Consider the following 15,152-nt stretch of genomic DNA (forward strand, 5'->3'; position numbering starts at 1 on the left):
TTTTGAGACCCTAGGCTCAAAAATAAGCAATGAAACCATCGGTTTGCTTGCGTCCCTCACCACCTAAGAAAGGAGCAAAAAATCTTATCGTTTGATTTCTTCCATGACATACGCCTCAATCACATCATCCATCTTAATATCATTGTAGCCTTCAATCATCAAACCACCTTCACGACCGTTTGTAACTTCTTTGACGTCGTCTTTGTAGTGTTTCAAGCTTGCGAGTTCGCCATCATAGATAACGACACCGTCACGGATAACACGAACTTTAGAGTCACGGGTAACCTTACCGTTGATAACCATGAATCCACCGATAGTTCCGACTTTAGATACCTTGAAGGTTTCACGGATAACTGCTTCACCGATAACTTTTTCTTCGAATTCTGGATCAAGCATCCCTTTCATGGCTTCTTCCATCTCTTCGATAACCTTATAGATAATGCTGTGGAGACGGATTTCTACATCGTCAGCTTCGGCTTGTTGACGAGCTTGTGGTGTAGGGCGTACGTTGAAACCAACGATAAAGGCATTTGAAGCTTCCGCAAGGGTCACATCAGATTCATTGATAGCACCGACCGCTGAGTGAACGATGGTAACTTTGACACCTTCCACGTCAATCTTTTGAAGTGAGGCAGAAAGGGCTTCAACAGAACCTTGTACATCGGCCTTGATGATAACGTTAACTGACTTGAGTTCCCCAGCTTTAAGGGTATCAAAGAGATTTTCAAGGCTGACACGTTGGGTAGCTTGACGTTGTTTCATGAGGGCACGTTTTGCACGCTCTTCACCAGCTGCACGCGCAGATTTTTCATCTTCGTAAACGGCAAAGTGGTCACCTGCCATCGGTGCTTCGTTCAAACCTGTTATTGAAACTGGTGTTGATGGTCCAGCAACCTTAACACGACGTCCAAGGTCATTGGTCATAGCACGGACACGACCGAAGGTATTTCCGACAACGATTGGGTCTTGAACATTCAAGGTACCTTGTTGAACAAGAAGGGTTGCGACCGCACCTTTTCCTTTATCCAAGCGAGCTTCGATAACCGTACCGATAGCACGCACTGTTGGGTCTGCTTTGAGTTCTTGGATTTCAGCCACAAGAAGGACTGTTTCCAACAATTCTTCGATGTTTTGGTTGAATTTAGCTGAGATTTCAACAAATTCAGAATCTCCACCCCAAGCAGTTGACATAACTCCATGCTCTGCCAATTCACCGATAACGCGTTCTGGGTTAGCACCTGGTTTATCAATCTTGTTAATAGCTACGATGATTGGAACGTTGGCCGCTTTTGAGTGGTTAATGGCTTCGATAGTCTGAGGCATAACCCCGTCATCTGCCGCTACGACCAAGATAGTAATATCGGTAACAGATGCACCACGCGCACGCATAGATGTAAAGGCCGCGTGTCCTGGTGTATCAAGGAAGGTAATCTTCTTACCATTTTCCACGATTTGGTAGGCACCGATATGCTGCGTGATACCACCTGCTTCACCTGTCGCAACGCGAGAGTTACGAAGGGTATCTAGGAGTGTTGTTTTACCGTGGTCAACGTGTCCCATGATCGTTACAACTGGTGGACGCTCAACCAATTCATCTTCATTGAGATAACCATTCTCGACAAAGAAACGTTCGATGTCGGCATTGTCCACTTCAACCTTTTGTTTGGCTTCGATACCATAATCCACCATGAGGAGTTCAATTGTTTCCCCATCCAAAGATTGGTTTTGTGTGGCCATGACACCCATCATAAAGAGTTTCTTAACGATTTCAGCTGGTTCACGTTTGATACGTTTTGCGATTTCCGCAACGGTCATACCATCTGTATATTCAAATTCTGTTGGCAATTCATGGAATTTACGCTCCGTAACAGGTTTTGGTGTCTGATTGCGGTTGTTCTTGTTATTGCCTTTTTTGTTCTTTTTGTTGTTATTCCAGTTACTATTTCTTTGATTTCTCACTTGATTCTGACTACTTCGATTCTTTTGTTGTTTTCTAGGACCATCTTCTTCGTGATCATAATCATCACGTTCTTTGTCTGGTCGAGCTTGTTTTTTACGACGTGTATCCACTGGCGCTTCTTTAGCTACAGGAGCTGGTTCAACCACTGCTTGAACTTGTTGCGCTTGTTCAGCTAACTTAGCCACTTCTTCAAAGATTTCCTCTGGCTCCTTGCGTTTGTTTGCTTGGGCTAAGGCTTCTTTGGCAGCCTGAGTCTGCTTGAAACGTTCCTCACTTGAACGTGCGTACTCTGCATTTTGCTCTGCTTTTAGGGCTGCTGCACGGGCTTTAAAGTCAACACGTGGAGCCGCTTGATTTGGACGTTTGTCCTCTTGTTGACGGCGCTCATTACCACGATTTTGCTGACCTTGCTGTTTCTTAGCTTGGTCATTAAAGCGACGATTGTCGCGGTTGCCTTGACCTTGTTTTCCGCCATTACGGCCGTCATTTTTCTGACGGTTTCCGTTTTGTTGTTGGTCACGGTTATTGCCCTTATTTTGCTTGCGTCGTTCTGCCTGCTCTTTGGCACGGGCTTCACGCTCAGCCTTGAAATTACGGCTTTGCGGTTTTGTTGCTACTTTTTCTGCCTTCGGAGCAACTGGCTCAGCCGGTTTTGCCTCTTCCTTGGCTACAGCTGGTTTAGCTGGCTCAGATTTTTCGGCTTTCTTTTCTGCACTTGCTTTTGGTGCTGCAGGTTTTGCTTCTACTTTTGGAGCAGCTGCAGGCTTAAAGCTGGCAGCGATTTTTGCAGCGACAGCTTCTTCCACACTTGATGAGTGGCTTTTCACATCCAAGCCCAACTCTTTTGCACGCGCTACAACTTCTTTACTTTCTTTTCCAAGTTCTTTTGCGATTTCGTACAATCTTTTCTTAGACAAATCATGTCCTCCTCTTCTATTCCATAAGAGACCTCATTTTCTTTGTAAATCCAGCATCTGTTACAGCCAAAACCTTTCTCGATTTCCCGACTGCTATGCTTAATTCCAGTGTTGAAAACACGGTTACAATTTCTACTTGATAATAGTGACTTTTATCTTGAATCTTCTTGGTCAGATTGGGTCCAGCATCATGGGCTAGAAAGACCAACTTGGCCTTGCCGTCTTGAATGGCCTTGACCACCAATTCTTCACCCGATATGATCCTGCCTGCTCGCTGAGCAAGTCCCAAGAGATTGCTTATCTTTTGCTTATTCAAGTCCTAACTCTCTTCTTTTCACTTTGTGATCCACATAAGCGATCAACTCGTCATAAAAGCTTTCATCCACTTCCATGCTAAAGCTGCGGTTAAAGACCTTCTTCTTTTTCGCCTCTAGGGCTTCTGCATTGTCTAGCTTGATATAAGCGCCACGGCCATTGGCCTTGCCTGTCGGATCGATAAAGACTTGTCCTTCCTTGTTCTTAACAATACGGAGCAAATCACGCTTATCAATCACTTCATTGGATACAACAGACTTGCGCAAAGGGATTTTTCTCGTTTTCATCTTTCCCTCCTCTAGCAGCTTTTATTCTTCTACAGTATCGTTTTCTGCTTCCAAATCTATCGAACCAGCTTCTTCCATGGCTTCAAATTCGCTAGCAGACTTGATATCGATACGGTAACCAGTCAAGTGAGCTGCCAAGCGAACGTTTTGCCCACGACGACCGATAGCAAGAGAAAGCTTGTTATCTGGAACAACCACCAAGGCACGTTTGCTGTCGTTTTCATCAAAGATAACTTGGTCAACTTCAGCAGGAGCGATGGCATTGTAGATAAATTCAGCTGGATCTGCTACCCACTCGATAACGTCGATATTTTCTTCGATTGGCACCATACGGTCGCTCTTGGCATCGTAGCGAGCTGGGTGGAATTTGCTAGTGATTTTCTTGATGTTAGCTCCACCACGTCCAACGATTGTTCCGATAGCGTCCACGTTTGGATTATGGCTACGAACGGCAACCTTAGTACGGTCACCAGCTTCACGGGCCACGCTCATGATTTCAACAGTTCCATCATAAACTTCTGGAATTTCTTGCTCCATCAAACGTTTGATCATTTCTGGATGACTACGGCTAACAAAGACGTTGACACCGCGAGGGTTGTCTTCAACCTTGTAGACATAGACTTCGATACGATCATGAGAAGCAAAAACTTCACCAGGAATTTGGTCTTGTTTTGACAATTGGGCTTCGATGCTACCAAGGTTAACATAGATAAAACGGTTGTCAAAGCGTTCTACTGTACCAGACATGATTTCTTGCTCATGTTCTTTGTAAGTATTGTAAGTGATAGCACGTGTTTGCTTGCGCATTTTTTCCATGATGGTTTGTTTGGCAGATTGGGCTGCTACACGACCAAACTCAGCAGGTGCTTCTTCAAACTTGATTTTGTCACCAAGTTCATAGGCTGAATTAATGGCAAGAGCATCTTTCAAACTGATCTCCAAACGGCTATCAAATACTTCATCAACAACTTCACGGACAGTATAAACGGTAAAGTCACCTGTTTTTTCGTTAAAGTCAATAGCTACGCTATCAGATTGACCATAGCGTCTGCGATAAGCGGAACGAAGCGACTCTACTACTGCGTCGATGATATCTTCTTTTTTGATTCCCTTGTCTTCTTCCAAAATGCGGAAGGCCTCTAGCATTTCTTTACTCATGTTTTCTTCACTTTTGAATCTTCAAAAGCTATCCTTTCTTTTTCTATAATTTAACTGCTAAACGTGCTTTTGATACTAAACTGTATGGAATTTGGACGGTTTTCTTACGCGTTTTGTCCATATATTCCATAGTCAACTCGTCCTCTTCGAAGGCCAACAGGGTTCCTTCAAAGACCTTTTGCTTATCGATGGCTTGATAGAGCCCGACATGGATGTATTTCCCAACCGCTCCAGCAACAGCATCCTTGGTTTTTAAAGGACGTTCCAAGCCTGGACTGGTGATTTCTAGGAAATATTGTTCTGGGAAGGGATCTGGCTTGATGGTGTCTAGGACAGGACTGATAACTTCTGTCAAGTCTGCCGTGTCGTTCAAGGTAATTCCTTCAGGTTTATCTACAAAAATACTGAGAATCATGTCACTGCCAATCTTTCCATACTCGATATCCACGAGTTCAAAGGGTGCTTGGATGACAGGTTCTACAACTTCTCTGACTAATTCTACGATTGTTGCGATTGCGTCCACCTCCTCATAAGCAAGAGGCGAAGATATTTCCCCGCCTCACTTTTCATATTCTTGCTCTTAGTATAGCACGTTTGCCAACTTATGTAAAGCAAAAGCACTTATACAGCCTGATTTTAGGCTATTTCTTAAAATTCTGCCTCAACTCGGTAGATAACTTGACCCTTATTGGAGAATTTTTGCTCGTATTCTGTCATGACATTGCCTTCAAAATCACTGGCATGTAAATCAAGCCAGACACCATTGAGCTTCATGCCATACTGAGAAAAGCTCACTAAACTGTACTCAAACAAGCCACGGTTATCCGTCTTGAAATGAATTTCTCCATTTTCAGGCAAGATACGTTTGAAGGTATCCAAGAAGGTCTTGTAGGTCAAACGACGCTTTTCATGGCGTTTTTTCGGCCATGGATCTGAAAAGTTCAGATACAAGCGATCAATCTCACCGTCTTCAAAGTAGTCAGTCAAGTCAGAACCATCTACCCACAAGAGCTTGATATTAGGCACTCCAACTTCAAGCACCTTGTCCAAAGCGTAGCTCAAAACAGACTTTTGAATATCAATCCCGATATAGTTGATGTCAGGGTTTTGCTTGGCCATACCCGAAACAAAGGCACCCTTTCCACTTCCAACTTCCACATGAATGGGATTATCATTGCCAAACAAGTCCCGCCATTTCCCCTTGGCTTCCAAGGGATTGAGGACCACATACTGGGGATTTGCCTCTAGTAATTCTGTCGCCCCTTTACGATTTCTAACTCTCATCTTCTCTTTCCATACTTGTCTCGGAAGTGACGCAAGCCATGAATCTCCCGATTGACATTTTCTAAATCTTGGTTCATATAATACTTGGAAATCTGGCTCAAATAAGACAATTGACCGTACCAATACAATTTATTTAATACCGTTTGATTGTACTTGTAACCGTAGTAGGTCAACCATTCCTTCCACTGATGTTCTGGAATATAATGGCAGAGCATATGGGCCACATCAAACATGCGGTCGGTCAAGCGAACCGAATCCCAATCTACCAAATAAATCAAGCCACTGTCTGTCTCAATCCAATTACTATGTCGTACATCTCCATGGACAATGGTCGCATGGTCCTCTCTAAATCCTGGAATAGTCTGACGTAAATCAGCCATCACTTCACTGATAAAATGATTTTTACGCAAAGCATCTGGAGCCGTTTCCTGCCAAGACTTTAGTAAATCTACAGGTGTTTCCATGGCATATCCCAAACGACTCAACTGTGTCATCAACGGACGTGAGCGATGAAGGCGGGTTAAAATATTGACGATTTGTTTACGATTCATATCATAGGGGGTCAATATTTTGCCTGTCAACCATTCTTGAGCACACATATCACGCCCATCTGCCAAACGGCGACTCCATAATAATTGTGGAGCAATTTGTTCTCTAGCTAGACCAGGTAGGATTGGAGAGGTGTTCATTTTTACAAAGATACGCTTCCCATCAGGATAGCTACCCATATAAGCCTTGCCACTTTTCCCAGGTATGGGAGTCAGTGTTAGCTCATTATCACCCAAATCCATTTCTTTCCTCCGTATAAAGTTTCCTTACTATTCTACTAGTTTTTGGCCTATTCGTCAACCGCTCTAACCCGATTCTTAAAGAAAAGCCTCTGGATTGGCTTAGGTATCATTATAGAAAGAAAAAGGCAAGCACCGTCTTCTGCTTACCTTTTCATGATTTTTACAAATAATATAAGAGTGGCCAACTGTTGTAAAACATGTGAACTAGAGTAGAAACCCATAGGTTTTGGCTCTTTTTATAAGCAAAGCCCAGCAACAAGCCCCCAAGTAGATAAAAAATAAACGAAGGGACATTAGAAGGTCCATGCATGAAAGAAAAGAGAGAGGAAGTTAGCACAAGCCCTAACCAAGAATTGTCAAAAACCGCACCTTGAAGAAGTCCTCTGAAAATGAGTTCCTCCTGGATGGGTCCAAAAACTGAGGAAGTCAAAATCAAAGACAGAGAAATTCCTCTGCTGACTTCCGCCAAGTGTTGAACTCCTGCGCCAGAAGAAATAGCGAAGAAATGAATATAAACCAGCGTCTCAAGCACACTTAGAAGAAAGATTGCAATGAAAAGTAAAAGTTGTTTCTTGCTTAACATCCCAAAAGAAATCATTTCAAACTTTCTAGCATAAGCAACACTCAGCGAGGTTACTAGAAGACTTACAATAATCAATTCAGATTCATTTTGAAAAAAATCCCCATGGTTAATCGTATAAGGAACTGTAATGACGATTAGTAGTACTAAAAATCCAAAGCACAAGGCATGAAATTTATCAAAAAACTCCATAAAACTATCCTCCCCACCAAACTTCCCTACAAGTCATCCTTTAGTTCTAGTCTTTCCAAAACAAACCATTTGAGTAACCAAAATCCGACCACATAACCAGATCCTAAGAAGATAGCCATTAAAGATAGCATGGGATTTAGGAAATAAAAGGCCACAACAGATACAAAGGTTAGCACAAAAACATTAAAGGCAATGGCGTCAGAAGCCAAGACCAGAATATAAGGTGTCAACCAGTCTAAGGTTTTTGAATCTAGGAAAAATAAGTGTTTATACATGATGACCTCCTCTATGGCTGAAAAGCAAGCCTTTTGTTTTTTACCCCAAGACCCTATGTAGAAAAGTCAGCAAAAATGGTAAGTTTGCGATGATATTATTAACAATATGAATCGAATAAGAAGGATAGATACTCTTCGTATAACGTGTCAGACAGGCAAATAGACAGCCCACTGCCGTATAGACAAAAATATCTGCAAGACTTGGTAATCTAGAAAAGTGGGGCAAGGCAAATAAGAATGACGGAAAGAGAAGATCCAGCCCCCACCTCGAATTCTTAAAGAAGGCATGTTGAAGCAATCCCCTACATACCAATTCTTCCATCAGAGGTCCTAGTACGATTAAGGTTAGGTAAACACCAAACTCCGCAAAATTTGTCTCACTATAGGCAATAAACAAATTCCACCCTTCGTTCGTCCCCTGAACTTGTTTAGCTGTCAGATAGTTAAAACAGATAAGCACAACAGCTGCTAACACCGTCAGGACGGAATAGCTCAACCACTTTTTTCTAGGGATACGAAAGAGATAAGCATGGCCCGACCTAACCAAAACCCAAACCATCAAGCCGATAAAGAGAAGGCTGATGATGTTTCGAATCCAGATAAGATTTCCTACCCAAGACGAGAACTCCCAATAATTGCTCCAAAATTGGGTCGTCCAAGACAGTCCGAAAAACAGAAACAAATAAGAAAGAATGGCACTCGTTTTAAAAAGAATAGCGTGTTTTTTCATATAACTCCTCCTACTATCTACAAGGCAACGACTAGCCTAGTACCTCCCCTTGCCAGACCATAGGTTAGTCCCATATAAAACAAGCTACTTTTTATAATACTTCAAGCCCCAAATGAGTAGAAGCATGATAAGCAAGCAGAGAATAGCGCCAATATAGGCAATTAATTGTTGATAGAATTCTCCTGCTGTGACACCTCTATACAAACATATAATAGACATAAAACCTGTCAAGCCGATATACATAAGTTGATTGGTTCTAGGACTAACCAAATCATCATCTTCAAACTCTCTTATCCTCATCTCCCTAGTGAGGTAAACAGTGACCAAAATAGAAGCCAAGTTAATAACCACTAAGAGAAATTGGAAAACCAAGGAAAAATTTAAAAACTGACGAGATAGAAATAGATAAGTAGAGACAATCAAGGGCAACTGACCTAGGAACAATCTCGCAAGGAAGATGTTCCGTTTTTTAGCAAGAAAAGTTTTCATTTCTTTGCTCCTTTCTTTTTCATGATAGCCAAATAAATCATCACTGCAATCACATAGGCTATGGTATAAAATAGATGATACCAAGCACTCTCTCTAAGCGGATAAAGAAAGATGGACATGATTAGATACAAGATAAAAATGACAAGTATTTTTTTCTTCATAAGATTTCCTCCTGAATCTTTGTTGAGCTAGAACCTTTACACTGCTAGTATAGCACTCATTTTGACCTTGGATTACTCAAATCATAAATGGTCATCAAAACATCTTGAATTGTTAAAAAATTTAAAAAAGCAAGCATGAAAAACATACTTGCCCTGGGGGAACTTGACAATGTGAAAATACAAAATAGAGAACTACTCACCCTCACTTCCGTATGTTCTCATATATTCTCATAATCGCAACAAGGATAGCAGCTGTCCCACTTGCCAAAGCGATAAGGGTAATGATAATGTTGAGGATTTCAGGCGTACTCCCTATTCTGTTGACAAGACGGACTAAAGACAATACTGTCAATAAGAGTAAAGCTACTGACCCTGTCCGAATTAAAGAAGCCATTCGGTTCTCAACCGCATATAAAAATGATGGTAACATAACACAGGCTATAGCAATCACAAACAGGTTGCTCCCTGTTTCTTCTCCCTTGTTCACCACGGAAATCATGAGAAGATTCGATGCTATGATCAACGTAGAACAGATAATAAAAAAGGATTTCTTATTCATATAGGGTACCTCATATACTATGGCATTTTAATTGATGACTACAGGCAGTACTTCTTTCAACAAATCTTCTAATCATCAACTGACATCGAGTGAACCGTTAAAGCCTGACGAAAGACTTGATTTTGACAGGTGGTATTTAGGCTGGTATTGGGATGACTTTCCACAATTTTCATGACGGTATAAAGGCCAACTCCTCTCTCCTCCCCTTTAGAACTTGCTCCAAAGGAGAAGATTTCAGAAATATCGATGCCCTCTTCTTTGATGGAGTTTTCAATGATAAAGGTCTCTTGTTCTCCATTTTTTAAAAAGGCAATTGAAACGTGAGGTTGACTGGCCTCTGCACTGGCTTCAATAGCATTGTCACAAAGAATAGACACAATGGTTAGAAAATCAAGCAGGCTCATCCCCTCAACCTGAATCTCCTCAGGAACTTCGACATTAAAGACTATGTTCTTATCTCTGGCTTTTAGAAATTTCCCTGCTAGAAGACTTTTGAGGGCTTTGTCACGAATATTCACCAATCGACCAAGGTCATATTTATTGTCCTGCAATTTTTCACTAGAATCCTTTAAGACCGAGTCGTAGACCTCTTTTATCTGCTCTATATCCTCCTCTTCAATCCCCAGACGTAAGCTGGTCAAGAGATTGGTATAGTCATGGCGAAAACTCCGGACTTCCTTGTAAAGTTCCTCTATATGCCGACTATAGCGTTCCATATCTCTGTAGCGCAAGTCCTGCTCTTGGTCCAATCTCTCATGGAGTTTGTCCTTCAAATAGGTATCCAGTTTCTTGATAATCCCCATAAAAAAGAGAAAGTAAAACACCAGAATCAGATGGCGAACAGTCTTTGATTGAATACCTTGTTCATATTCAAAGAAAGACAGACTTTGCATCACCAAATAGTACGCCCCCATTATCCAGTTAATCGTAGTCAGGGACTGTTGAAAACCTTTATCTAGAATCTCCCTTCTCAAGTTAGTGAAATCATAGTCCAACCATTTCAAAAAGACTAGGGAAATGAAGAAATTGAAAATTATTATACATAACCAAGCAAATGAGTAGTCATCATATACTTGCCCTTGTCCCAAAAATGGAAGCACAAAATAGGAAACACCTCTATGAAAGAGATTCACTAATATCATTGGAAAGAGACCATAAAAGAGAAGGAGTTTTTTAGGAAGTCCTCTTAACAATAAGAAAGATAAGCCTATGCCGTACAAGGGTTCCATAAAATAAAATAGGTAATTATATCCTACCATATATTCAATCATTAAAAAAACAAAGGCCAACAGTATCTTAAAAAGAAAAGCCTTAAAAATCCTCTCAAAAGTGATACCAATTCCATCCACCTTAAAGAAAATGACAATTTCTAGCCCATGAGTAACAAGTGTATACAATAATATCCAAGCAATATTCATAAACTCTCCTAGCTCAGTGTAAGTTATTGATAGCTTCAGACACTTCCCTGACCTTATAACGCGCTATCATACAGCTTCCGCCATTAGGAAAGAAAAGGAGTTTCTCTTTCTTATCCAAACGAACCACATTTGCAGGATTGATGAGAAAAGAGCGGTGGCACTGCAAGAGACGAGGCTCCTGCTTGAAAACCTCCTCTAAACTCGCTGTAAATTCCAGCCTGTCCGTCTTAGTATAGAGAATAACACGATGGGCTCTGGGCGACGTTTCGAGATAGTAAACCTCTTTAAAAGGATACTGGAATTGGGCAAATTTTGATTTAAAGTAAAAGCAATCTTCCGCCAGGCTCTTACTATCTTGACTATTGGCATAGAGGAGGGCTGTCTCGATTCGAGATTCAAACTCCTCTGCCGAAAGGGCTTTATCAATATAGTCTAAAGCTGACACTTGGTAGCGAAAGGACAGGGGCATAAACTCCGAGTGAGTTGTCACAAAGACGATGAGAGCATACGGATCCCGATCCCGAATCTTTCTAGCCACTTCCAGACCCTTCATCTCCTCATTTCGAATCTCAATATCCAAAAAGAATAGCTGATGGGCTCCCTTCTCATGCACCTCTGCCAGCAGTTGGTCTGCTTTCCCAAAGACTTCAAAAGAGCTAGGAGTGATATGATGTTCTTTCAAGAGTTTCTCAATGGTCGTTTCAATCCTAGTCTGTTGGGAAAAGTCATCTTCTAAAACAAATATTCTCATCTTTTTACTCTCCTTGTTTTAATTTCTTCCTAAAAAGAGAATAGCAAAAATACTATGATACAAGCCCACCAAATCCTAAACAAGCCTTCAACGCTCCTGAAGGGTATCTTGTTCCTCAAATAAGCATGATAATCTTACCACTATTTTATCATAAAATCTTAACAGTACCATTCAGGAAATTTCAAGTACAATTAAAGATTTTATGGTGAAAAAGGAGATAAAAGTGATAGACTGACAGTATCAAAACACAGTTGCTAGAAACAAGACTAGCACCCCGATTAAAGGAGGAATTCTCATGACAGATACAGACCCTATCAAAAGAGCTCAGACTTTGATTACTGACTTAAACAAAGCCTACCAAGCATGCAAACAAGCAACCGCTGACGACATCCGCTTTCAAGAGCAACTAAACTCTATTCTTGGTTTTCTAGCCAAGGCTGAGACAGTGGACAATCGAGTCTTGATTGAACTGGAAAAATTTTACCAGACTTCCAGTCTTCTCATGGGACTCAGCGCTCTCAATCCCGATGCTCCAACTCGCGCCGCTTGGCGGGCCTATGACCGTTTCCACTTTGACCAAGTCAAGACCAAGTTGAGTCTCTACGGCCCAACCATTCTCTTGTAAAAAATAAAAGAAGCTGAGACAGATTGAACTCAACTTCTTTTTTGTTTCATATAAGCAATGTTAGTCCTGCATCTGACGTTTCACCTGATAAGGTAGATACAAGACTAGTAAAACCAAACCTGCACCCAGCAAGGCTAGAAGGGCTAGTTTTTCTTGGAAGGTCACAAGACCGACGACTAATTCCACCACTAAGACCAAACTGGTCAATCCTCGGACTACCGCCTGCAAGCCTTTTTCCTTTTGCCCCTTGTCCAGCGGAAAGAGTTGGGTCAAATACTGATAGTCAAAGGCATGATAGAGGGCCAGCAACTGGAAGAGCAAGAGGTAGTTAAAGAGAACTACCACTGCTGTCGCAATCCAAGCTTGCTCGATAAAAACCTGCGCCAGCAAGGAAAGCAAAAGAAGACGGAGACTAAGGGCAAAGAGGTCTCCATTTCGCAAATAAGAACGCAGATAGAGATTTTGCCAAATCTTTCCAGGTACTTTTTGAACAGTCTTTAGGATAAAGTCCAGATAGGCACGACGTTTGACGCTGTTTGAAATTCCCTTGACCTGGGTAAAGAGGGCAAAGAAACGAAGCAAGACTTGCTTACGCTTGCTTTCTTGGGAAATGACATAGTCCCAGTTGAGACCAGTTTCAGTGAAAAATTTGCTGGCCTTTTGACGAAAGAGGAAATATTTCCCTACACCCAATAAAAGCACATAGACTAGAAAAATTGGCAATCCATAACCCATGGCTAAAAATAAAGGCGCAAATAAAAGCAAGAAAAGGGTCTGTACAAAGAGCCAAAAGACTAGGGAAATACCAGTTTGACGCTTTAGATGGAGCTTGATTTCCTCTTCTCCGACCAAGAGAAAGAGCTTGTCTGGTGCCTCCATATAGGTGGCAATCCCACCCCAAAGCAAAAGTAAAACAGAGGTAATTCCTACAAACAAAAGGATAGGCCAATGATTTTCAGGAAAATGTTGCAAGAGTTGACTGTACTGGTAAGCTAGAAAGCCTAGCAGGACAAGCAGGAACAAGACAAAGTGGTCATTGAGAACATAGCGCAGATAACCAAGACACTCCTTACGAAAAGCCTGCTTTCTCTTTAAAAACAAGTCTTTCATAGGTCCTCCTCTTTGGTCAGAGCCAAGTAAATATCATTCAAACTAGCCTCAGGCATGTCAAAGGCTTCGCGCAGTTGCAGGAGATTCCCCTTGGCACGCACCTCTCCCTTGTGGAGAATGACAAAGGCATCACACATCTTTTCCGCCGAATCCAGCACGTGGGTACTCATGAGAATAGACTTACCCTTTTGCTTTTCCACTTCCAAAAGCTGAATCAAGTCAGAAATCGCCAGCGGATCGAGACCAAGGAAGGGCTCATCTACGATGAAAAGACTCGGATCCACCACAAAAGCACAAATAATCATGACTTTCTGCTTCATCCCTTTTGAAAAATGAACAGGGAACCAATCTAATTTCTGGTCCAGACGGAACATTTTTAACAAAGGTTCTACTCGCTCAAAAGCTACCTTTTGCTCAATACTATAAGCCATAGCAACCGTTTCGATATGCTCTCTGAGGGTCAGTTCCTCATACAGACTAGGTGTCTCGGGAATGTAGCCAATTTGCTTGCGGTAGCTCGTTGCATCTTCTTGCAGGGTCAAGCCATTGATATTGATAGAACCGCTATAAGGTGTCAACAGACCGATAATTTCATTAATAGTCGTCGATTTCCCAGCACCATTGAGACCAATCAGACCGACCAACTGTCCACTTTCAACAGTAAAGGACACATCTTTCAAAACAGGAACATGAACATAGCCACCTGTCAGATTTTTAATTTCTAACATATTTTCTCCAAATCTGGTATAATGTAGCTATATTATATCAAAATTCAATACAGTAGAGGTAGATTTTATGTCAGATTGCATTTTTTGTAAAATCATCGCAGGGGAAATTCCTGCTTCAAAAGTATATGAAGATGAGCAGGTTCTTGCCTTTCTTGATATCTCTCAAGTGACACCAGGACACACCTTGGTCGTGCCAAAGGAACACTATCGCAATCTTTTAGAAATGGATGCTACTAGCGCCAGCCAACTCTTTGCCCAAGTACCAAAAGTAGCTCAAAAAGTCATGAAAGCTACCAAGGCTGCTGGTATGAATATCATTGCCAACTGTGAAGAAATCGCTGGTCAAACAGTCTTTCATACTCACGTTCACCTCGTGCCTCGCTACAGTGCGGACGATGACCTCAAAATTGATTTTATCGCCCACGAACCAGACTTTGACAAACTCGCTCAAGTCGCTGAAACTATCAAAAACGCCTAAGGAGTTGCCATGAAATTATCCAACCTACTGCTATTTGCAGGAGCTGCAGCCGGAAGTTATCTGGTCACAAAAAATCGCCAAACCATCACAGATGAAGTCTTGAATACCACTGACCGTGTTCAAGCTATCAAGGATGATGTGGATATTATCCAAAATAGCCTGCAAATCATCGACCAGCAAAAAGAACTCATCAAGGAATATCAAGAAGACCTAACTTACAAGTTTAAGGTCTTGGAAAAGGATATCCAGACTAGACTAGCTGTTATCAAAGAAACACAGGAAATTGAAGATAAGTAAAAAGAGCCGAGTGGCTCTTTTTAAAACATAAACAAGCTATATTACAT

20 protein-coding genes are annotated in these 15,152 nt (G+C 41.6%); 3 read left to right on the forward strand and 17 right to left on the reverse strand.

Annotated features, from left to right (window positions below):
• Nucleotides 1–84 precede the first annotated feature (84 nt).
• The 15 genes from infB to OCF95_RS07810 form a co-directional block, all read right to left on the reverse strand.
• Nucleotides 85–2,877, reverse strand: a complete 2,793-nt coding sequence (gene infB / locus OCF95_RS07740; protein WP_261105178.1) for a translation initiation factor IF-2 — start codon at nt 2,875–2,877, stop codon at nt 85–87.
• A gap of 16 nt (nt 2,878–2,893) precedes the next feature.
• Nucleotides 2,894–3,193 (reverse strand): YlxQ-related RNA-binding protein, encoded by a 300-nt coding sequence (locus tag OCF95_RS07745; protein WP_001041390.1) that lies wholly within the window; start codon nt 3,191–3,193, stop codon nt 2,894–2,896.
• Nucleotides 3,186–3,479: an RNase P modulator RnpM gene (rnpM, locus tag OCF95_RS07750; RefSeq protein WP_000857561.1), complete on the reverse strand. Its 294-nt coding sequence runs from the start codon at nt 3,477–3,479 to the stop codon at nt 3,186–3,188. The genes OCF95_RS07745 and rnpM overlap by 8 nt, the downstream gene beginning before the upstream one ends.
• 21 nt (nt 3,480–3,500) lie before the next feature.
• Nucleotides 3,501–4,637: a transcription termination factor NusA gene (nusA, locus tag OCF95_RS07755; RefSeq protein ID WP_261105180.1), complete on the reverse strand. Its 1,137-nt coding sequence runs from the start codon at nt 4,635–4,637 to the stop codon at nt 3,501–3,503.
• Nucleotides 4,638–4,680: 43 nt separating this feature from the next.
• Entirely contained in the window at nt 4,681–5,160 is a 480-nt protein-coding gene (gene rimP, locus OCF95_RS07760; protein ID WP_261105181.1) for a ribosome maturation factor RimP, read from the reverse strand.
• Between the two features lie 125 nt (nt 5,161–5,285).
• Nucleotides 5,286–5,921, reverse strand: a complete 636-nt coding sequence (gene trmB, locus OCF95_RS07765) for a tRNA (guanosine(46)-N7)-methyltransferase TrmB (protein ID WP_001266094.1) — start codon at nt 5,919–5,921, stop codon at nt 5,286–5,288.
• Complete coding sequence (gene ccrZ, locus OCF95_RS07770; RefSeq protein ID WP_261105183.1) at nt 5,918–6,712, reverse strand: cell cycle regulator CcrZ; 795 nt, start codon at nt 6,710–6,712, stop codon at nt 5,918–5,920. The genes trmB and ccrZ overlap by 4 nt, the downstream gene beginning before the upstream one ends.
• A 160-nt stretch (nt 6,713–6,872) precedes the next feature.
• Nucleotides 6,873–7,484, reverse strand: a complete 612-nt coding sequence (locus OCF95_RS07775; RefSeq protein ID WP_173282607.1) for a CPBP family intramembrane glutamic endopeptidase — start codon at nt 7,482–7,484, stop codon at nt 6,873–6,875.
• A gap of 26 nt (nt 7,485–7,510) precedes the next feature.
• Nucleotides 7,511–7,759, reverse strand: a complete 249-nt coding sequence (gene blpZ / locus OCF95_RS07780; protein WP_261105185.1) for an immunity protein BlpZ — start codon at nt 7,757–7,759, stop codon at nt 7,511–7,513.
• 40 nt (nt 7,760–7,799) lie between these two features.
• Nucleotides 7,800–8,489, reverse strand: a complete 690-nt coding sequence (locus OCF95_RS07785) for a CPBP family intramembrane glutamic endopeptidase (protein WP_261105187.1) — start codon at nt 8,487–8,489, stop codon at nt 7,800–7,802.
• 84 nt (nt 8,490–8,573) lie between these two features.
• The gene (locus tag OCF95_RS07790; protein ID WP_261105189.1) at nt 8,574–8,978 is read right to left on the reverse strand and encodes an immunity protein; all 405 of its coding nucleotides are present in this window, start codon (nt 8,976–8,978) and stop codon (nt 8,574–8,576) included.
• Complete coding sequence (locus OCF95_RS07795) at nt 8,975–9,139, reverse strand: hypothetical protein (RefSeq protein WP_214617502.1); 165 nt, start codon at nt 9,137–9,139, stop codon at nt 8,975–8,977. The genes OCF95_RS07790 and OCF95_RS07795 overlap by 4 nt, the downstream gene beginning before the upstream one ends.
• 202 nt (nt 9,140–9,341) lie before the next feature.
• On the reverse strand, nt 9,342–9,533 hold the full coding sequence (locus OCF95_RS09930; protein WP_419991761.1) for a hypothetical protein: 192 nt from the start codon (nt 9,531–9,533) through the stop codon (nt 9,342–9,344).
• Between the two features lie 233 nt (nt 9,534–9,766).
• Nucleotides 9,767–11,116, reverse strand: a complete 1,350-nt coding sequence (locus OCF95_RS07805) for a sensor histidine kinase (protein ID WP_261105193.1) — start codon at nt 11,114–11,116, stop codon at nt 9,767–9,769.
• 13 nt (nt 11,117–11,129) lie between these two features.
• Entirely contained in the window at nt 11,130–11,867 is a 738-nt protein-coding gene (locus OCF95_RS07810; RefSeq protein WP_115903912.1) for a response regulator transcription factor, read from the reverse strand.
• Between the two features lie 295 nt (nt 11,868–12,162).
• Here OCF95_RS07810 and OCF95_RS07815 point away from each other — a divergent pair, with 295 nt between their 5' ends.
• Nucleotides 12,163–12,492 (forward strand): helicase BlpT, encoded by a 330-nt coding sequence (locus tag OCF95_RS07815; protein ID WP_115903910.1) that lies wholly within the window; start codon nt 12,163–12,165, stop codon nt 12,490–12,492.
• 60 nt (nt 12,493–12,552) lie between these two features.
• Here OCF95_RS07815 and OCF95_RS07820 read toward each other — a convergent pair whose 3' ends face one another.
• Nucleotides 12,553–13,602 carry an ABC transporter permease gene (locus OCF95_RS07820; RefSeq protein ID WP_261105194.1) on the reverse strand — a complete coding sequence of 350 codons (1,050 nt, stop codon included), beginning with the start codon at nt 13,600–13,602 and terminating at the stop codon, nt 12,553–12,555.
• Entirely contained in the window at nt 13,599–14,330 is a 732-nt protein-coding gene (locus OCF95_RS07825) for an ABC transporter ATP-binding protein (RefSeq protein ID WP_261105196.1), read from the reverse strand. Before OCF95_RS07825 ends, OCF95_RS07820 begins: the two co-directional genes overlap by 4 nt.
• A 67-nt stretch (nt 14,331–14,397) precedes the next feature.
• Between OCF95_RS07825 and OCF95_RS07830 the strand changes: the two genes are divergently transcribed.
• Together OCF95_RS07830 and OCF95_RS07835 are read left to right on the forward strand one after the other, a co-directional pair.
• On the forward strand, nt 14,398–14,808 hold the full coding sequence (locus tag OCF95_RS07830; RefSeq protein WP_001278317.1) for an HIT family protein: 411 nt from the start codon (nt 14,398–14,400) through the stop codon (nt 14,806–14,808).
• Between the two features lie 9 nt (nt 14,809–14,817).
• Entirely contained in the window at nt 14,818–15,105 is a 288-nt protein-coding gene (locus OCF95_RS07835) for a hypothetical protein (RefSeq protein WP_000777754.1), read from the forward strand.
• Nucleotides 15,106–15,152 lie beyond the last annotated feature (47 nt).

Origin of the sequence: Streptococcus mitis (assembly GCF_946188615.1) — a bacterium.
GTDB classification, from domain to species: domain Bacteria; phylum Bacillota; class Bacilli; order Lactobacillales; family Streptococcaceae; genus Streptococcus; species Streptococcus mitis_BZ.